The sequence below is a fragment of the Cryobacterium sp. genome (assembly GCF_025463825.1).
GTDB lineage: Bacteria > Actinomycetota > Actinomycetes > Actinomycetales > Microbacteriaceae > Cryobacterium.
Genome location: NZ_JAODBG010000026.1, coordinates 41,046 through 59,245, shown reverse-complemented (window position 1 = coordinate 59,245; position 18,200 = coordinate 41,046). Strand labels below are relative to the sequence as shown.

Below are 18,200 nucleotides of genomic sequence, written 5' to 3'. Positions count from 1 at the left end.
TCGTTCACTTCCCGTGAGATCGACCGGCCAGGAGAATTCGCCTAGTGGCCTATGGCGCCAGCTTGGAAAGTTGGTTGGGTGCAAGCCCTCGGGGGTTCGAATCCCCCATTCTCCGCCAGTTAAAAATTGCTTCTGATCTGGCTTTTTATACTCTTTAACGAGGACGCATTCCTCTTCATGTACTGAAATATGTGCTAAGCCGATCGAGATGCTCCGCAAAGCGGTTTACTGCGGCTTTCTGCATCGTCGGGGTGACGTGGCTGTAGATGTTCATCGTCGTGGTGATCGTGGAGTGCCCCAGCCGTTCCTGCACGACCTTGGGGTGCTCGCCGAGTTCGAGCAGGAGGGTCGCGTGCGTGTGCCGTAGGCCCTTGAGGGTGACCCGTGGCAGTCCATCGATGGCCGCCTGAGCCCGTTCGACACGGAACGTCCACCGCCGGCCAACCTCATTTGGGGAGCGGATCGCGCCTGCGTCGTTGCCGAACACGTAGGCATCTGCGCGGGCAAGGTCGAGTGAGATCGCGCCACGTTGTGCTTTGAAGGCCTTGAGGATTCCGACCGTCTCGGGGTCCAAGTCGAGCACGCGCGCGGACCCCGTCTTAGTGGATTTCGTCAGGTTGCGGACGGTCACGTCAGCGGCGCGCCTGATACTCAACCTGCCGGTCGCGGTATTCAGGTCGCTCCAGCGCAGCGCGAGTGCTTCGCTGCGCCTCATCCCCGTGTAGGCAATGGTGCGCCACAGTGGGAAGAGGTCGTCTCTGAGCACGTCACGGTTCCATGTGAGGAAGGCGTGGAGTTCGCCGCCTGTCCAGGTCTTGATCTCGGGGCGCTGGGCACGGATCTGGGAACCTGTTGGAGCATTGACCGTGCGCTTCTTCTTGGCCGGGTTCATGGCGATCAGACCATCATCAACCGCCGCATCGAGTAGGGCGCCGAGCACGACGTGCACCTTGTTTACGCTGTTTGCCGAGAGGGGCTCCCCAAGGCCGGTCGTGTCCCGTCGACCCGACTTCTCAAGCTCGCGGTAGTGAGCTGCGATCCGGGTCGCGGTGAGCTTGTCCAGCCGGATGTTGCCGATGGCCGGGCTGATATGGTTGCGGATTATTTTGCGGTAGCCCTGAATCGTGGAGTTCTGCAGCCGGAGCCCGGTGACCCAGTGGTTCGCATATTCCGTGATCGTAGGCACCTTTCCCTGGAATTTTTCGTTCTGCACTTTCCTCTTCAGCGCTTCGGCGAGCCCCGATTGTGCGGCTTCGAGGCTCTTGAAGCCGCCACGGGTGATGCGCGTCTCGCCTAGTTCAGGCTTCTCCGGATCTTTGAGCGCATAGATCTGGAACTTCCAACGCTGTCCCGCCTTCGTGGCGTAGTCGGCCAGCGAACCCGCATGCCGTGACCGGGAGCGCCGCGTCTTGTTCGCCTTGTGCTGCGCGGAGTCACTCCCCATGGGCTCGTTCGCCGGGATGTCGGTCATGTGTCTCACCTTCCCGTCTCTCGTTCTTGGCGTCGGTCGGCGTCTGGTTAGCCGTCGATGGGCACTCCCATTGGGTCGAGTTGGAGCAACCTGTCTCGGATGAACGCGAGACGCTGCCGCTGTGTGGCGAGCCGTTCCTCATACACTTTCCGCGGAGTGACACCGACATCGCCGCGGTCGTACTGCGCCAACAGATCATCGAAGCGCTTGATATAGGACTGGCAATCGAGCGCCCGCTCATTCCAGTACCGCAGCAGATCTTCTACCGTGAGCTTGAGGCTGCCCTGGAACCATGCCTGGAGTTCCTCGGGCGTGTACTGGCCCTCCGGCACTCCGGACGGGGCTGGGCCGTCTTCGGGTGGGGTGAGCAGGGCGGCCGGGGTGGTCCCCAGAGCGTAGGCGAAGACAGTGAGGTCATCCACGTCCACGCGGCGGTCACCGTTCTCGATCTTGCTCAGCGCCGAAGGCGAGATGACTCGGCCCGTCGCCTTGATCCGTGCCGCTAGCTCCCGCAGGTCGACGCCAGTACTTTGGCGCAACTTGCGGAGGTTCGCCGCGACATGTTCATTTGTGTGTCCCGCGGGATTCCCGCGCTTTCGCTCCTCCATGTAAGAAACATACACCGTCATTCTTGACACATCAAGCGCGATCATGTAAATTCACCTATTATCATTTCTCGCCTGTCCAAGGAACGAGGTGCGCGATATGAGAACCGCAACGGTGACGATCGAGAAGCTGCGCGAGTCACGGAGCGTGGTCATCACGCGAACCGAGGCGGCGCAGGCGCTCGGTGTCGATCCCCGCACCGTCACGGCAGGCGTCGAGAACCATACGATCCCCTCGGTCAGGCTCGGCCGCCGCGTGCTGATTCCGCGCGAGAAGTTCCTGCGCCTGTTCGACCCCGACCCCGAGTGACCCGCAGAGCGCGTCTCGTCGAGTCACGCTAACCGGGAGCGCCGTCCGGCTATTTCTCGGTTAGTTGCTCTAAAGTAGAAGATCGAGACGATATTGGGAGGGTGTGATGGCCGAGTACGTCGAGCGCCTGTGGCACCCTGAGGATGCGGGCGGCCTGAGCCGAAAGGACCGCGCGCCCGGCCGCTACCTGGCGTATGTGCCGGACGAGCTAGGCCGCCGACTCCCAACCCTGGGCGCGGGCGCACAGGCTGCTGCGGAAGACGCGTTGGCGGTGCTCGCACGGGCGGACGAGCGGATCGGGACGCGGGGTCGCTACCTGAACCATCTGCTCATCCGGTCGGAGTCGATCTCGTCGTCGTGGATCGAGGGCAATCGCATCACCCCGAAGAAGCTGGCGATCGCGGAGCTGCTTCACCACGGCCCCCGTACCGCACTGGACGTGGTGGCGAACGTGCGGGCGACCGAGGCGGCGATCGCCGACCTCGCCGATCACGGCCGGCCGATCACGACCTCGGACATCGTGGATCTCCAGCACGTCATCGAGCCGCGCCTTCAGCGCGGGCTGCGAGAGGAGCAGAACTGGGTCGGCGGTGCCGGCTGGAGTCCGCTGCGGTCGGCGTTCGTGCCGCCGCCGGAGGGCGAGGTGCCCCGCCTGATGGTCGACCTCGCCCGGTTCGTCACCGATACGAGCGGGAACCCGGTGGTGCGGGCGGCGATTGTCCACGCGCAATTCGAGACGATTCACCCGTTTATCGACGGCAACGGTCGCACCGGGCGCGCCCTCATCCACACCGTCCTGCGCCGCGCCGACGCATTGCGCAACACGCTTATCCCGATCAGCACCGTCTTCGCCGGCGACACGGACTCATACCTTGCCGGGCTGACCAGCTACCGCGCGGACCCGCCGAGGCTGGACGAATGGGTGATCGGCTTCGCCCAGGCCGCCGAACTCGCCGCCGGCAACGCCGTGCGACTCTCCGAGGACATCGCCGCACTGGACGACCAGGTGCGGGACGAGCTGGTGCGCTTCCGCCGCGACCGTGGCCTGAGCCCGGCGGTTCCGCGCCGGGACGCGGTGGTGCTGCGTATCCTCGATACCCTCGCCTCCGATCCGGTGCTGACGGCAGAGTCCGTTACCACGCGCATGGGTGCATCGCCCGCGGCGGCGCATCGCGCCCTGACCGAGCTGGCGGAGGCTGGCATCCTGGGACGCACGAAGGATGAAAAGGGTCGGCTGATCTGCTGGACCGCCGACCGGCACCTGGCCCTGGTCGCCCTCACGGAGCGCAGCAACCGCGTCGGCGGCGGCGACACCCCGGGACGCAAGTCGAGGCTCGGCCCTGCCCTTCCCGAACCCAGCCGCTTCGGTGCCGCGCGGTCGGGCCCTACTGCACACGGGGACGGGCGCGGCCTGTAGCGCTACAGGCCCCGCCGGCGCTCGGACGGGACCGTTCCGTGGTCGGGCGGGAGGCGCGTGAAGTCGTGGAGGCCGGCGGCGCGGGCCTGATGCTCGGCCACGGCACGCTCGGCGGCTTCGTGCTGCGCGGCCTCCTTCTCGGCGCGAGCGCGGACCAGCTGCGCGGCCTCAGTAATGGGCAGGTCTTCGATCGCCGCGAGGTCATGCCGGGCTGCCTCAGCGTGGTTGCGCCAGCGCCCGGCCTGCGCCGGGGCGTTACTCGGGGCACGGCCGCCGAACACCCGGCGCTGGAGGCGGGCGCGCTCGTGCAGTTGCCGGGTTCTGAGGCGCTGCCGCTCCTCGCGCACCTCGTACGCCTCCGCGCGCGCCTCGACCACGCGCGGGTCCGCGTCGGCCTCCCGGTGCGCCACCGTCGTGGCCCACGGGACGATGCCCTCGGGCGCCTGCGGGAGGGTGCCCCAGCGCCGCCGCGCGGCCGTCTCAACCGTGCGATGCTCGTCCACGGCCGTCGTCAGGGCGCGGGCGGCGGTGCGCCTGTGGAAACCCGTCGCTGTGCGGAGGGCGTCCTCGGCTTCGCCCATTCGGTTCCGGGCGGCGAGGTACACGGCACCGTCGTGGGCGGCGTGGTCGATGAGCGGGGCGGCGACCTTGGCGCGCACCCGCTCGGCGACCGCCTCGGCCGACTCGAGGATCGCCTGCTGCTCCTCGGCCTCGGCTTGGTGCTCCTGCTGCTGCCGGTCCAACGCGATCGCGGCGCGCTCCCATTCTGCGGCCTGCCGGTCGGCACGCTCAATCTGCTGGGCGAGCCGGGCGCGCTCGGCGTTGACGAGCCGCACCGGGCCGTCAGGGACGAGTCCAGCCACGCCCTCTTGTGCGGCGCGGGTCGCCTCGGTCAGTCCCCGGTCGGCGCGGTCGCGCTCGAGCGCGGCGGTGAACTGCTCGCGGGCGTCGTCCAGGTCCGCGGCGACCACGTGCAGCCGGTTGGCCTCCCGCCCGCGCCTCATCCCGACGTACATCCCGGCCGAGTCGAGCGAGTCGGACAGGATCGTGTGCGACTCCGGCATGGTCGCACCCTGCACACCGTAGGCGGTGGTGGCGTAGGCCAGGTGCGTGTGCTCCGCGACGTACTCCGCCGGGAGCCGCACGGTGCGCTCGTGCTTCCGGCTGGTCCCGACTTCCTTCACCGACACCGTGCCGTCCCCTCCGACGCTCTGCACGCTCCAGGTCTGCCGGTTCGCCACCTGCACGTCACTGTCGTTCTGCCGCGTCTGGATCACGTCACCCGTGCCGATGGCGAGCCCGTCGCTGCCGGTCACGGTGCGCTGGTCGTCGACCATACCGTCGCGCACACGCTCCTCACGGATGCGCGCGTTCAGCTCCCGCGCCTCGTCATTCGTCGCCACCGTGATCGCATCCCCGTGGCAGGCGCTACACGCGATCGCCTCCTGTACAACGCCGGTACTCCCGTGCAGCACCACGAGGCCGAGATGGTGCAGGCGGTCGAACAACAGCGCCGCGTGATCGCCCTTCCGGATCTGTACCGTGAGCTCCGCGTACTCCGGGTCGGTAAAGCGGTGCACGGTTGTCATCTCGTAGCTGCGCTCGGAGAGTCGCGCGGCCATGTCGAGCACGCCCCCGCGGCCGACCGCGGGGAGCTGCGCGCGGTCGCCGATGAGCGCGACCGTCGCACCGTGCTCATCCAGGACAGTCAGCAGGGCAAAGGCGGTGTCCTGCTCGAGCATCCCAGCCTCGTCCACCACGATCCGCTCCCCGCGGACCAGGCCCGCCGCTGCGGACGGGCCGCTGTACGTCGCACCCGTTTCCGGGTCGGTGTCACCGGGGGCGAGGCGGGTCCATACGCCGTCGCGGTCCCACCGCCAGCCATGCTCGTGGACGAGCTTCGCCACGGAATCGGTCGGCACGCCGAGTTCGCGAGCGGCAACATCGGCGGCCTTCTTCGTCGGCGTCACGATCCGCGTGGGGCGCCCTTGGTGGGCGGCCGCTTCGATCGCGGCCCCGAGCATTGTGGTCTTGCCCGCGCCGGCCGCGCCCTCGACCACCACGAGCGGATCGGTCGAGGCGACCGCTGCCGCCGCTTGCGCCTGCTCCGGGTAAAGGCCGCGCTCGCGGGCCAGGCGGGTCAGGTTCGGCACATGACGCGCGCCGCCAATCGCACGCGCGGCGAGCATGTCGCGCAGGCGCGTCTCCACGGCGACCACGTGCAGTGTGGTCAGGTGTGCAACATGGTCGGGTTGCACACCGCCGGGTGGCAGCACCGACAGGCAATCCTCTGCGGCGAGTCCGGTCGTGAGCGCAACGAGGTCGTGCAGCTCGGCGGGGGCCGCGTGCACGCCGGCCTCGGTGATGATGCGCGTGACGTGCTCCTGGATCGTGTGCACGGTCCAGGTCGATGCAGCGGCCGCGCAACGGTTCAGAGCGCGCGACGCGACCTGTTGCACGCTCAGGTCATCGAGCGACACTGCCGCACGCACTGGCACGCGCTTCGGGTCCGGCCGGTAGCCGGCTTTCTCCAGCTCGGCGCGCCAGGCGGCCTCGTGTCCGAGCGTCGACGGCATCTTGTGCGGGCGCTCGTGATCCCACGCCATCGCGGTCAACCTGGACGTGACGACCGGACCGGGGTCCTGCCCAGGATGCGTCGCCCGCCACTCGGTCTCGAACCGCGCCAGATTGCGCGCCACCTGCTCACCCCGCTTGCTCATCACCGCGTTGTATGGCACCAGCTCCGCGACCTCCCCGGTGACGGGATCGAGCGTGAGACCGTGCCGGTCGAGGACCGCGGCGAGCTGCGGGTGCGCGGCGATGACTGCCGTCCCCAGTGCTCGGATAGCGCCCTGCTGCCGGAACAGCGCTGCCGTGTCCAACCCACGCCAGGCAGCGGCCGCCCACACCCTCGTCCCGATCTGGAAATGAATGTGCCGGTGTGGGTCGCCGGCCCGGGAGGTTTTGTGCACGACGGAGACGCTCTCGAGCTGTTGGACCGGCACGACCTCCTGCTTCCCGCGCGGGCCGACCCGCGTCACCGAATGCTGGCCGAGCCAGCGCCGGATCTCGCCCACCGCATCCTTCTGCGCGGCATCAAGCGCCTCCGACACATCCGGGTGCAGGGCCGCCGCGATGGACAGGGACTTCGGCGCGTTCACGACCATCTCCGCGAAGCGGGGCGACCCCTGCCGACCCTCGCCCGCTCGTCGGGGTGCTCCCATCGGCTCCCCGGTAAGCGGGTTGATCCAGTCGACCCATTGGGCGTACTCGTCCGGGGTCAACGCGCCCTCGCCGATCACCACGCCTCGGCCGTCAACCACGGAGTACTCGGCCAGGGAGACCCCGCCCTCCAGGTAATACTCGTCGGCGCGCGAGCGGTCGGATTCCAGGTAGCGGCGGGCGGCCGTGCCGGAGCCCCGGAAAAGGATCACACCACCCTTCATGGCTTCTCCATGTTTCTTATAGCGCTCTTGCCGTATCTACCACGGTAGCATACGTGCATTCCAAAGAGAACTGGGTGCATAGCATTCGCGCATTCAAAAGAGAACTGGGTGCATAGCATTCGCGCCGGCGCCGACAATTATCAGTGCCGCGCACACTTGACCGTCTCGTTAATACTGCCCCTCGCGAGGGGGACGCCTGGCTGCACTTGATTGACTTTCGTGACCTGTAAGAGTGCGGCGCAGCTGTCGAACAAGCAGCAGCTGTCGGGTTCAGGCCCCATGTGGCGCCATCTGTCGCTCACGGACGTAGCTATGCTGGCGGCATGCGGAACCGAGAAGTGCAGTGCTTTAAGTGACGCTCGTAATGAGCGCGCCTGCCGAAGATTTCAACGCCTACCGCGTCCCGAATCAGGCCGGACTCCGATCGTCGCTGACCACCGGCTCTCGGCGTGTAGTCATGAGCGTGCTGGATGGGCAGAGCCGAGAGGTTGCTTGGGGCCAACCGTGGCAATTCATGTCGGCCGCCTATTGGATCGGTGTCACCGAGGAGTGGCGTTCCGTGAACCCGGTCAGGGAGCGGCCGCACCGTCTAGGCACGACGTTCGCGGAAGAAGTGGTCGCGTGCATGCTCGGTGGACACGGTGTGACCTTCGAGATGAATGTCGGCGCCTTTCACTCGCTTCGGCAGGCAGGTCTGATAGACGATGCAAATGCATCGACGGAAGAACTTTCTGCTGTTCTTCATCAGCCGCTCATCATCGGCGAACGTCTGATCTCCTACCGGTACCCCAATCAGAAGGCTTCCCGCATCGCCGAGGCGCTGGGACGGCTACGAAATGAGCCTGTGCCGGCCGAGGCTCTTGACGCCCGCGACTGGTTGATGACCTTCCGGGGAATCGGGCCGAAGACGGCTAGCTGGATCGTGCGCAATCACTATGACACCGACGATGTAGCCATAATCGACATCCACATACAACGCGCCGGCGTCCAGGCCGGCGTCTTCGACCCGAGCTGGTCGCCGTTGCGTCACTACTGGACGATGGAGAGAGCCTTCTTGGAATGGGCTCGAATCGGCGACGTGCCGGCCGGGGACCTCGACGCTGTCATCTGGATAAAGCAGGCCGCAAATGCTCGTCTCCGCCGTGGCATATCGGGTTAGCTGGCCAACACTCCACTATGATTTCGGCAACGATGAGGTGGAAATGAGCGGTAGTGAAGGGCCCGACTACACGGGATTCGGCGGTATTGGCGGACTCGGAGATTGTTCCGGACTGCGATCGGTCAAGCCCCTCCAAGCGCCGGATGCCGACGTGGTCAGCGGGCTGTCAGTCGACGACGACTTGAACCTCGTATTGCATGACGGTGACCAGCCGGTCATCGCGGTCATGACGAAAGCGGGCGAAGAAGCTGGCGCCATCATTCCCGAGCTGAAGCTCATAGAGTGCCTGCGACTCGGCGTTGCCTTCCACGCCACGGTGAATTCGATCCACGGCGGCCACGTGCTGCTGTCGGTACACGCCGCGTGATAGTCGCCGGTGGCACATACCGAGAACATGTCGCTACCGGCGAGCACTCTGAAGACCTGGGCGGAAGTGGATTTCGGGCCGCGGCGACCCTGCCGACCCCCGACACCATTCTCGTAACCGCCGTCGAGCCCGAGCTCTCCGGGCTGCTCAGCAGTGCGGCGACAACCCTTCAATTTGAAGTCGTAAATGCGGGACGCGACAAAGGCGTCGGCTTCACCTACTTCGCACCATTCGTCGAGCCGGTAGTCCACGGGTCGAACGCGCGGCTGTCCGCAGCGCAGATGGTCGCGGGTGCCGACATTCTCAGCTTCGGGATCATCGAGGGCGGTGAGCGATCATTCGACGCAGAGTCCTTCGTCTACGATCCGCAGACCACCAACGACCCTCGACTCGGATCGGTGATCGACCTCGCGCCCCGCCGGCTGGCCCTCTGCGCCAACGTTCTAGAGACCATGGCTATCGGCGGAGGCACCAGCATCGAGCAGGCCGCGCTGAGTGCTGCTGACGTGCTCGGTGCCGCTTTCGCCGTGACGAAAGCCGGCGCGAGAGGCTGCCTCGTCACCGACGCTTCGACCCGCGAACAACATTGGGTAGGCGCTGTCCCCACGGACACGGTCCGGAAGCTCGGAAGCGGAGACGTTTTCTCCGCAGCATTCGCACATGCGTGGTTCAACGGGGCTACTGCAATGGAAGCGGCCAGGGTCGCGAGTCACGGCACGGCTTGGTGGTGCGGAAGCCCCGCAGACCGCATCCCCGCAGCGATCCTCGCGGGTACCAGTTTTGAAGTTCCGGGCGGGGCGACAGAGCTCGGAAACAACGGTCACCGGCCACGGGTGTATCTCGCAGGGCCGTTTTTCACGTCCGCGGAACGCTGGCTCATCGACCAGTGCCTGTCGTTCCTCAGCCAGGCAGGTGCGGACGTATTCAGCCCGGTCCATGCCGTGGGGTTCGGCGGCCCCGAAGTGGCTTCCAAAGATCTAGAAGGTCTCCGCGCGTCCGACGTCGTGTTCGCGATCCTCGACGGTTGGGACCCGGGGACCCTCTTCGAGACCGGGTGGGCGGTGAACGCCGGCATTCCCATCGTCGCAGTGGGCGCGAACCTCAACCACGTCGGAACGACAATGCTGGCCGGGACCGGCGCAGAACTTCACTCCGACATCACCACGGCGCTCTACCGGGCCATCTGGGTAGGGCTCGGCGCTCCGATTCGATCCTGGAATGGATGACATGCCCGACCCCTCACAGATGTTGCTCCTCTTCTCAGGTGGCCTCGACAGCACCGCCTTGGCTGCTCTGCTCAGGCCGAAGGTGCTGCTGTACGTCGACTACGGCCAGCGGCCCGCCGAAGCCGAACGGACAGCAGCGACGAACATAGCGGCGGCCCTCGACCTTCCGTTGACCACCGTTGCGCTCGGCATCGGAGAATTCGGCTCCGGACTGCTCCACGATGAAGAGTCAGCAGCGTTGGCGACGGCTCCTAGTCCTGAATGGTGGCCGTACAGGAACCAGTTCCTCGGCACGGCCGGAGCGGCCATCGCCCTCCAGCATGAGTGTTCGACGGTTGCACTCGGCACAGTCAAATCGGACGGGACACGGCACCTGGACGGCACACTCGACTTCTACGAGAAGCTCAACGCGCTCGTCAGCGCACAGGAGGGCGGCATAAACGTCGTAGCGCCCGGCATCGACAAAACCACCGAGGAATTGCTCGTGTCGGCGGGGCTCGATGAATCCGTCCTCGGGTGGACGACCTCGTGCCACCGCTCCAACCTTCCGTGCGGCAACTGTCCCGGCTGCTGGAAGCGACAACGAGTGCTCGCCTCCTTGTCCATACCGGGCTACACCTGGAATGCGGTCGGGGAATGACAATGAAGGCATACAGGGTCTCGGTGACACTGGCGTTCACCTTTCACGCTGCGCACGTGCTTCCTTGGCATCTAGGAAAGTGTTCACGCCTCCACGGCCACAGTTACAGAGTCGAAGTCCAGGTAGAAGGACCATTGAACGACAACGGGATCGTCGTCGATTTCGACCAACTCGAAAGCGTGCTGCAAACCGCCGTGTTCGAACCGCTCGACCACACGCTGTTGAACGACACCCTGCCCAACCCGACTGCCGAGCTGATCGGCATACATCTCATGGACGAGGCGGAGCGGCACGGCGTCGTCTTGAAATCCGTTCAGGTGTGGGAAACGCCGAACGCTTCGGCTCTTGTGACTCGCTGATCCTGTTGCCGTCGCTCATCATCACCGAGGTTTTCACTTCTGTTCAAGGCGAAGGGCCCAGCGTCGGCCAGCCGGCCGTCTTCCTCCGTCTCGCCATGTGCAATCTCGCCTGCTCGTGGTGCGACACCCCGTATTCGTGGGATTGGAAGCGTTACGACCGCGATGCCGAGACAAAGCTGATCGACGTCGAGGGACTCGCCGACCGCCTCACCCTCGATCTCCAGGCGACTCGGCTCCTGATCATCACCGGTGGTGAGCCGCTGATCCAGCAACGAGACCTCGCTGCGCTCCTTGAGATCATCCGCGCACGCGTCCCGGATGTGCGGTTCGAAGTCGAGACGAACGGGACGCTTGCGCCAGCGCCGTCGCTCGCCGCGCTGGTCCAGCTGTTCGTCGTGAGTCCGAAGCTGGGGAACTCCGGCCTGAACAGGCGTGTCCGCGTCAAGAACGAGGCGCTCGTCGAGTTCGAGCAGCGGGGATCAGTTCTGAAATTCGTCATCGCGGCGCCCGAAGATGTGACCGAAGCCTCGGCCATCGCCACGGAGGCAGGATTCAGCCCCGAGCGCGTGTGGCTGATGCCCGAAGGGACCGACACCGCGACGATCCTCGCGGGAATGAACCAACTCGCCCCGGTCTGCATCGATCTCGGCTTCAACCTCTCGACCCGGCTTCATGTCCTCCTTTGGGGCGACACCCGCGGTACGTAGTCCTGCTCGCTCAGGCTCCCCGGCGTTCACCGACTCTCCGGAATTCCGTCCCGTTCGTACAGACTCGGAGTTGTTCGGGTCGTCGCATCCGAGGTGACGTTCCACGGCACGGAAACATCCTTGCCTTGGTTCCGCTACCGAGAAATAGCAAGCTGTAGGGTGACCTTAGACACCGGGGGACGCATGAAACTAAACACCATTTCGATCGCTGGATTTAGATTTATTGCTGATCTAAAAGACCTCATCACTGGCTCGCCAACCCTCCTTACCGGGCACAACGACGCGGGAAAGACCGCGATTCTAGACGCGGTGAGTTTTCTGTTGAATGACTACTCACTCACCGAGCGTGACCCCACATACGCATCCGTCGGGGGGCCCGTACCAGCGGTCGGGACACAAGCTCCGCGAGTGAAATGCACCTCGGTCGAGGGTCTCTTCGAGCTGTCGTACGAGGAGCAAGCGCTTCTTGGTCTTCCGGGGACATTGCGGCTGCGGCGAATTGCCGCAAATGGCTCACCAGCGGCCTACGAGTACTTCAGCATGGCGGCAGATAACGAGAAGCTTCAGGGCTACGCGGGGTTGACGAACCCTCAGCTGGAAGAGCTTATTTCTGACCTCGGGTTGGTCAAGAGCGGCGGGGGCAAACCCGCGCTCCTCGCTGTTCTCGACGCGGCGGCCGCGGCCGCGCCCCAGATTGAGCTGTGGATACCCGCACCGGTTGCAGCAATCAAGTCGCTTCCACGGGTTCAACGGTTCAACCCCAGTGGAACTACCGATGCCCAGGACGCAATCCGGTCTGCTCTCCAAGTCGCCTATAAGAAATTCGCGGAAGCTGACAAGTTCAGCGGAAGCATCGCCACGCTGGAAGCTGAGCTTCAAGTCCTACTTGTTGCCGAAGCAGAGTCAATACGATCCCACATCATGTCGCGGTGTGCCGATATTGGCAGTGTCCAGATTCTCCCGTCCGTAAGTATCGCCTCGGGCACAGGTCTAAAGGCAACGCAGATCAGTGTCACAGGCACAGCGGGCGAGGATGTACATCTTGGAGAGGCCGGTGCTGGGCGAGCGCGCCGCGTTTCTCTCGCCGTTTGGGAGTTCACGACAGGCCTGCTGGAAGATGCCGGTGATGTCGTAATCCTCTACGACGAGCCTGATACGCATCTCGACTACGCGCACCAGCGCGAGTTCATGCATCTGGTCCGAAGTCAGTGCGCATTACCCAACGTCAAAATGATGATCGCCACTCATTCGATGAACCTAATCGACGGCATCGACATCTCTGATGTCGTGCACATCAGACACAACGCGGAAAGCCGCACAGTGGCGGAATATCTTGGCGACCATTCGCAGGTAGGACAACATCTCGGCGCCGTCGCCGCGGCGCTTGGGCTTCGCAACACGGTCTTGCTCAACGAGCGCCTATTTGTCGGCGTCGAAGGCGCCACCGAGATCGCGGCGCTCCCGGTGCTGTTCCGTCTTGCGACGGGCCAGCAACTAGAAGCGTGCGGCATCGCGATATGGGCCTGCAACAACAACGAAGGCGCAGTCTCATTCGCGGAATTCTTGGTGTCTCATGGCCGCAACGTGGCCTTCCTCGTCGACAGAGATTCTAAAACGCTGGCGAAGCACGTTTTCTCTGACGCCAAGCTTCTTAACCGTCAACTCGACCCGAACGTCCACGGCCTCTACATTGGCGACCCCAGCGAGATTGAGGATCTTTTCGGGAATGACCTTTGGGTCGATGTTGCCAATAGCGCCTGGTGTCGGACGGACCGGCCCTGGGTCGAGAGCGACATCGAGGCCCACCGCAGCGGTAAATTCAGCCGCGACATCCTGGAGATGTTTCGGACGAAAAGCGAGACCGGCCCAAGCGGTAAGCCTGACATGGTCGGCACTCTCGCTCTTCACCTCAGTCAAGAAGATCAGGTTCCACCCGATCTTCGCGCGATCTTTGCGGAATTGATTGCACGGGCCACTTAGCTCAGGCGGCGCGGCGGGATCGCATCCGCGCGAGGCGCTGGGCGTTCGTCGGTTGAGACCAATGATGCAGCTTCACCGCACGCGAGTACACCATGCCGTGCGCGCGCTCTAGTGCACCGCACCAGCGACACCCGCTCGGTTCTGGCGCAACCTCGTGGCGAACACGTACCAGCAGGATGCGCTCGCTACCGTCGATCCTTGCCGTGGCCGTCCCGTATCTCTCCATGCCCACATAGAACCATGAGCTACTGACATGTGCCCATTGGCCGTAAGCAACGCGGCGAATGTGCCCGTATGCCGGTCCTTCTGCGGACGCTCCCCCGCGAACACGCGGCTCCGCTGATGTTCGACGCCGAGGGGTGTCGCGTATAGGCCGCCCGACAATAAGCCCGGTGACCGCACGTAAAATGCACAAGGTGGCTGTTTCAGAAAGACACACTGCGTCCGCAAAGGCAACCGACGACCCGACCGGCCGTCAAGATGAGTTTGCAGCAACAAAAACGCGCTAAGCGCTGCCCGTTTCATGTGCTAACTCATGTGCTACCGGCCCTGTAGGTCCGTGAATTTGGATGCTGTTATCAACAGGCCAACCACTCGAGATCGTTGATCTTACGCGCTAGAACGAGCCTCCCGGATCCTGGGCGCCCCCGCGCATTGGACAGTTCGAATCCCCCATTCTCCGCCAGATACTGATAAACCCCGGAAAACCCAGGTTTTCCGGGGTTTTTGGGTTGACCGGTGCACGTAAAGGCGGATTTTCTGGCGACACGCCGGCCGATCCGGCGGCGGAGGCGGCGTGCCCCGACATTCTCCGCCTTTAGGTGTGGACCCGGCCCCGGGGTCGACCGTGAGGTTCTACGATCGCTCTCGTGCCTCCTTCGACTACTCCCACCGCGGCGCCGCGGCGACCGGACTCGATTTTCGGCCGGGACTACGTCTGGGTCACCGTCGGGCTGCTCTCCCTCATCGTGCTCTACGCGTTCGAGACGCTCGCGGTGACCACCGTGATGCCCACCATCAGCGCCGCGCTCGACGGGGAATCCCTCTACGCGGTCGCGTTCTCCGGTCCGCTCGCGGTGGGCGTGGCGGGCATGGTGGCCGCGGGCAACTGGTCGGACCGCTCCGGCCCGTTACCGGTGATGCTCACCGCCGTGGTGCTCTTCGTGGTGGGCCTGGTCATCGCCGGCACCGCCGCATCCATGCCCATCCTCATCACGGGCCGCACCGTGCACGGCCTCGGCGGGGCGGCGCTGATCGTGGCGTTGTACGTGGTCGTCGCGCGGGTGTATCCGCAGCGGATGCATGCGGTCATGTTCGGCGCCTTCGCCGCCGCCTGGGTGGTGCCGTCGATGGTGGGGCCGTTCATCGCCGGCCTGGTCGCCGAGTTCACCAGCTGGCGGTGGGTGTTCCTCGGCGTGGTGGTGCTGGTGCTCGCGGCGATGGGGATTCTCAAGCCGGGGCTGAGCTCCATCGCGGCCGCCGAACGCACCCGGCCCGCGGTGGCCCGCGAACCCTGGCGGATCGCGCGGCTGCTCTGGTCGCTCGGCGCGGCCGCGGCGGTGCTGTGCGCCTCCCTCGCACCGCGGTTGCCGGGGGCGTGGCTCTGGGCCGGCACCATCGCCGCGTTCATCCTGGCCGGGGTCACGCTCCGGCCGCTGTTGCCGGCCGGTACCCTGCGCGCGCGGCGGGGGCTGCCCGTGGTGCTCCTGATTCGCGGGCTGGTGTCGGGCGCGTTCCTGTCGACCGAGGTGTACCTGCCGGCTCTGCTGACCGGAGAGTACCGGCTCTCCCCTCCCCTGGCCGGACTCGCGCTGACCTGCGCCGGCATCACCTGGGCGCTGGCGTCCTGGCTGCAGGGCCGGTACTCGAGCGCGCTCAGCGACCAGGGCAGCATGCGGCTGGGCAGTGCGCTGCTGGTCGTCGCGATCGCCGCATCTGCCGCGACCAGCGGTTTCGCGCTGTCGCCCCTGGTCGCGATCGCCGGCTGGGCCGTCGCCGGCGCCGGGATGGGCACGCTGGTGCCCCGGCAGAGCGGCCGGGTGCTGCGCCTGTCGACGCCGAGCCAGCAGGGCTTCAACTCCTCAGCGCTGCTCATCTCCGATTCGATCGGCGCCGCCCTGGCCCTGGCGGCCACGGCCGTGGTGTTCGTGGCCGTCGCCCCGCTGGGCAACGCGGCCATCTACACGGCGTCGTTCCTCTTCTCCGCGGTGCTCGCGGTCGGCGGGTTGCTGCTGGCGGGCCGGGTCGGCCGCGACGTCCCGGCGAGCGCCGCGACGCATCCGGCCTGAGCCGGCTCGCCGCTGGCCCCCGCCCGCTCAGCGGCTCGGCGGCCCAACTGTTGCCTATGCGGACAAGTGGTCCCGGTGTGCCAGACGCAATTGTCCGCACGGGGAACAGTTCGGGTGCGGGTGTCGATTTGGGGCTGGTTCGCTCGTCATGGAAGTACCAGTATCCGTTAAGCGTGAAAGGACAGATCATGCAATATTCGCTTCTCGTCATCAGCCAGGAGTCCGGCGACGCCGGCATCAGCAAAGAGGACATGGAGTGGGGCCGGAAGGCGTTCGACGCCTACGGCAAGGCCCTCGACGCGGCCGGCGTGCTCGTGTCTGCCGACATCCTGCAGCCGGTGTCCGCGTCGACCACCGTGTCCATGCGCGACGGTGCCCTGCAGGTTCAGGACGGCCCGTTCGCGGACACCAAGGAGCGTCTGAACGGCACCTTCGTGATCGAGGTGCCCGACCTCGATGCCGCGCTGGACTGGGCCGGTAAATGTCCCGCCGCGCAGTACGGCGCGATCGAGGTGCGCCCGTCGGCGATCATCTTCAGCCACGGGGCATGGCGCGAGCCGGCGGCCTGACCGCCCAGGCGCGGGCGGAACAGGCTGCCCGCGCCTCCTATGGGCGCCCGCTCGCCGTGCTGGCCGCGCCCACCGGCGACATCCTGGCGGCCGAGGACGCCCTCGCCGACGCATTCGAGCGGGCGCTCACCACCTGGCCGCGCAGCGGCGTGCCCGACAATCCGGAAGGGTGGTTGCTCACCGTGGCCCGCAACCGGCTCAAGGACCTGTGGAAGTCAGCGGCCGTGCGGCTGCGGGCTCCGTTGGACGACGCCGGCAAGCCGCCCGGGCTCTCCGCCGGCCCGGGCGGGTTGGTCGGCGGCACCGGCCTCGACGCACTCGAGGCCGTCGACGAGCAGGCAATCCCCGACAAACGGATCGAGCTGCTCTGCGTGTGCGCGCACCCGGCCATCGACCCCGCGGTGCGCACCCCGCTGATGCTGCACACCGTGCTCGGGCTGACCGCGGCGGAGATCGCGGCCGCGTACGCCGTGCCGGAGCAGACCATGGCGCAGCGGCTGGTACGGGCCAAGCGGCGCATCCGCACCACCCGCATCCCGTTCGTGGTGCCGTCGCTCGCCGAGCTGCCCCGCCGGCTGCCGGCGGTGCTCGAGGCCGTGTACGGGGCGTACGCCATCGACTGGGCGAGCGCGACGCCGGATGCCCGGGCCGAGCCGGACTCGCTGGCCGGCGAGGCGCTGTACCTGGCCGAGACGCTCGCCGCCCTCCTGCCCGACGAGCCGGAGGTGCTCGGGCTGGCGTCGCTGCTCACCCTCTCGATCGCCCGGTTGCCGGCCCGCACGAGCAGCACCGGCGAGCTGATCGCCCTGGATGACCAGGATCCGGCACTGTGGGACACGGCGCTCATCGCCCGCGGTGAGTACTACCTGCGCCGGGCACGGTCGCTGGGGCGCATCGGCCGGTTCCAGCTCGAGGCGGCCATCCAATCGGTGCACTGCGACCGGGCCCGCTCGGGGACCACCGACTGGGCGGCGCTGAAGGCGCTGCACGGCGCGCTGCTGCGGTTCTCCCCCACCGTGGGCGTACGGGGGCGCTGGCCGCGGTCACCGGCGAGGTGGACGGGCCCGCCGCCGGTCTGCGCGCGCTCGATGACCTCGCCCGCGACCAGCCGGCCGTGTCCGGGTTCCAGCCGTACTGGGCCACACGGGCGCACCTGCTGGTGCGGGCCGGCCTGCGCCCAGAGGCCCGCGTCGCGTTCGAGCGCGCCATCGGGCTGGCCGGCGACGAGCGGCTCCGCGCGGCGCTGCGGCGCCAGGTCGCGGCTCTCGACGACGGCCACGGTTCGGGCTCCGGCTCCGGCTCCGGCTCCGGCTCCGGCTCCGGCTGAGCGGACCTCGGCCGCCCAACTGTTCCCGAATCGGACAATTGTGACCGGCACACTGGGACCACTTGTCCGGACGGGGAACAGTTGGGCGGGTCAGTCGTCGACGCGGCGGCGGGGGCGGGGCGCCGGGGCCGGGGGAACCTCTTTGGCGGCGACAACCTCGGCGAGCAGCAGCGACACCGTGCCCCGCTTGGTTTCCACCGAGCAGTGGGTGTCGTCACAGGAGCGCAAATAGCCGAGGGCATCCGTGTAACCACCGGGGATGCGGGTACGCACCACGACACGGATGCCCAGTTCGGCACCGGTGAGGAATTCGATCGGGGTCACGCTGC

15 protein-coding genes and 1 tRNA gene are annotated in these 18,200 nt (G+C 66.4%); 13 read left to right on the top strand and 3 right to left on the bottom strand.

Annotated elements, in window-relative coordinates:
- The first annotated feature begins 30 nt into the window (after positions 1–30).
- Positions 31–118: transfer RNA gene (locus tag JWP54_RS03490), tRNA-Ser, on the top strand.
- A 57-nt stretch (positions 119–175) separates the two neighbouring features.
- Here JWP54_RS03490 and JWP54_RS03485 read toward each other — a convergent pair.
- Together JWP54_RS03485 and JWP54_RS03480 are read right to left on the bottom strand one after the other, a co-directional pair.
- The gene (locus tag JWP54_RS03485; protein WP_297367293.1) at positions 176–1,471 is read right to left on the bottom strand and encodes a site-specific integrase; all 1,296 of its coding nucleotides are present in this window, start codon (positions 1,469–1,471) and stop codon (positions 176–178) included.
- Between the two features lie 47 nt (positions 1,472–1,518).
- Positions 1,519–2,124 (bottom strand): helix-turn-helix transcriptional regulator, encoded by a 606-nt coding sequence (locus JWP54_RS03480; protein ID WP_297367290.1) that lies wholly within the window; start codon positions 2,122–2,124, stop codon positions 1,519–1,521.
- Between the two features lie 67 nt (positions 2,125–2,191).
- On the opposite strand from JWP54_RS03480, the gene JWP54_RS03475 reads away from it, so the two are divergent.
- Together JWP54_RS03475 and JWP54_RS03470 are read left to right on the top strand one after the other, a co-directional pair.
- Entirely contained in the window at positions 2,192–2,386 is a 195-nt protein-coding gene (locus tag JWP54_RS03475; RefSeq protein WP_297367287.1) for a helix-turn-helix domain-containing protein, read from the top strand.
- Between the two features lie 106 nt (positions 2,387–2,492).
- Positions 2,493–3,803, top strand: a complete 1,311-nt coding sequence (locus tag JWP54_RS03470; RefSeq protein WP_297367285.1) for a Fic family protein — start codon at positions 2,493–2,495, stop codon at positions 3,801–3,803.
- 2 nt (positions 3,804–3,805) lie between these two features.
- Here JWP54_RS03470 and mobF read toward each other — a convergent pair whose 3' ends face one another.
- Positions 3,806–7,249: a MobF family relaxase gene (gene mobF / locus JWP54_RS03465; protein ID WP_297367282.1), complete on the bottom strand. Its 3,444-nt coding sequence runs from the start codon at positions 7,247–7,249 to the stop codon at positions 3,806–3,808.
- Between the two features lie 364 nt (positions 7,250–7,613).
- Here mobF and JWP54_RS03460 point away from each other — a divergent pair, with 364 nt between their 5' ends.
- The 10 genes from JWP54_RS03460 to JWP54_RS03415 all read left to right on the top strand — a co-directional run bounded on the left by JWP54_RS03460 (position 7,614) and on the right by JWP54_RS03415 (position 18,103).
- On the top strand, positions 7,614–8,408 hold the full coding sequence (locus JWP54_RS03460) for a hypothetical protein (RefSeq protein ID WP_297367279.1): 795 nt from the start codon (positions 7,614–7,616) through the stop codon (positions 8,406–8,408).
- Positions 8,377–8,775 (top strand): hypothetical protein, encoded by a 399-nt coding sequence (locus JWP54_RS03455; RefSeq protein ID WP_297367276.1) that lies wholly within the window; start codon positions 8,377–8,379, stop codon positions 8,773–8,775. The genes JWP54_RS03460 and JWP54_RS03455 overlap by 32 nt, the downstream gene beginning before the upstream one ends.
- A complete protein-coding gene (locus JWP54_RS03450) occupies positions 8,772–10,001 on the top strand; it encodes a PfkB family carbohydrate kinase (RefSeq protein WP_297367274.1) in 1,230 nt (409 codons plus the stop codon). The genes JWP54_RS03455 and JWP54_RS03450 overlap by 4 nt, the downstream gene beginning before the upstream one ends.
- Positions 9,994–10,641, top strand: coding sequence for a 7-cyano-7-deazaguanine synthase (locus JWP54_RS03445; protein WP_297367272.1), 648 nt, complete (start codon positions 9,994–9,996; stop codon positions 10,639–10,641). The genes JWP54_RS03450 and JWP54_RS03445 overlap by 8 nt, the downstream gene beginning before the upstream one ends.
- On the top strand, positions 10,638–11,000 hold the full coding sequence (locus tag JWP54_RS03440) for a 6-pyruvoyl tetrahydropterin synthase family protein (RefSeq protein ID WP_367274176.1): 363 nt from the start codon (positions 10,638–10,640) through the stop codon (positions 10,998–11,000). Before JWP54_RS03445 ends, JWP54_RS03440 begins: the two co-directional genes overlap by 4 nt.
- A complete protein-coding gene (locus tag JWP54_RS03435) occupies positions 10,961–11,707 on the top strand; it encodes a 7-carboxy-7-deazaguanine synthase QueE (RefSeq protein ID WP_297367266.1) in 747 nt (248 codons plus the stop codon). Before JWP54_RS03440 ends, JWP54_RS03435 begins: the two co-directional genes overlap by 40 nt.
- A gap of 183 nt (positions 11,708–11,890) precedes the next feature.
- The gene (locus JWP54_RS03430) at positions 11,891–13,687 is read left to right on the top strand and encodes a TOPRIM nucleotidyl transferase/hydrolase domain-containing protein (RefSeq protein ID WP_297367263.1); all 1,797 of its coding nucleotides are present in this window, start codon (positions 11,891–11,893) and stop codon (positions 13,685–13,687) included.
- Between the two features lie 869 nt (positions 13,688–14,556).
- Positions 14,557–15,975, top strand: coding sequence for an MFS transporter (locus tag JWP54_RS03425; protein ID WP_297367260.1), 1,419 nt, complete (start codon positions 14,557–14,559; stop codon positions 15,973–15,975).
- A gap of 188 nt (positions 15,976–16,163) precedes the next feature.
- A complete protein-coding gene (locus tag JWP54_RS03420; protein ID WP_297367257.1) occupies positions 16,164–16,544 on the top strand; it encodes a YciI family protein in 381 nt (126 codons plus the stop codon).
- On the top strand, positions 16,523–18,103 hold the full coding sequence (locus tag JWP54_RS03415) for a DUF6596 domain-containing protein (RefSeq protein WP_297367254.1): 1,581 nt from the start codon (positions 16,523–16,525) through the stop codon (positions 18,101–18,103). The genes JWP54_RS03420 and JWP54_RS03415 overlap by 22 nt, the downstream gene beginning before the upstream one ends.
- Positions 18,104–18,200: the final 97 nt, after the last annotated feature.

What these genes read in the sequence shown, in the direction of transcription:
- JWP54_RS03455 (WP_297367276.1), top strand. Translation starts at nt 8,377, where the DNA reads ATGCTCGTCTCCGCCGTGGCATATCGGGTTAGCTGGCCAACACTCCAC.
- JWP54_RS03445 (WP_297367272.1), top strand. Translation starts at nt 9,994, where the DNA reads ATGGATGACATGCCCGACCCCTCACAGATGTTGCTCCTCTTCTCAGGT.
- JWP54_RS03440 (WP_367274176.1), top strand. Translation starts at nt 10,638, where the DNA reads ATGACAATGAAGGCATACAGGGTCTCGGTGACACTGGCGTTCACCTTT.
- JWP54_RS03420 (WP_297367257.1), top strand. Translation starts at nt 16,164, where the DNA reads ATGCAATATTCGCTTCTCGTCATCAGCCAGGAGTCCGGCGACGCCGGC.
- JWP54_RS03470 (WP_297367285.1), top strand. Translation starts at nt 2,493, where the DNA reads ATGGCCGAGTACGTCGAGCGCCTGTGGCACCCTGAGGATGCGGGCGGC.
- mobF (WP_297367282.1), bottom strand. Translation starts at nt 7,249, where the DNA reads ATGAAGGGTGGTGTGATCCTTTTCCGGGGCTCCGGCACGGCCGCCCGC.
- JWP54_RS03430 (WP_297367263.1), top strand. Translation starts at nt 11,891, where the DNA reads ATGAAACTAAACACCATTTCGATCGCTGGATTTAGATTTATTGCTGAT.
- JWP54_RS03415 (WP_297367254.1), top strand. Translation starts at nt 16,523, where the DNA reads ATGGCGCGAGCCGGCGGCCTGACCGCCCAGGCGCGGGCGGAACAGGCT.
- JWP54_RS03485 (WP_297367293.1), bottom strand. Translation starts at nt 1,471, where the DNA reads ATGACCGACATCCCGGCGAACGAGCCCATGGGGAGTGACTCCGCGCAG.
- JWP54_RS03460 (WP_297367279.1), top strand. Translation starts at nt 7,614, where the DNA reads ATGAGCGCGCCTGCCGAAGATTTCAACGCCTACCGCGTCCCGAATCAG.
- JWP54_RS03480 (WP_297367290.1), bottom strand. Translation starts at nt 2,124, where the DNA reads ATGATCGCGCTTGATGTGTCAAGAATGACGGTGTATGTTTCTTACATG.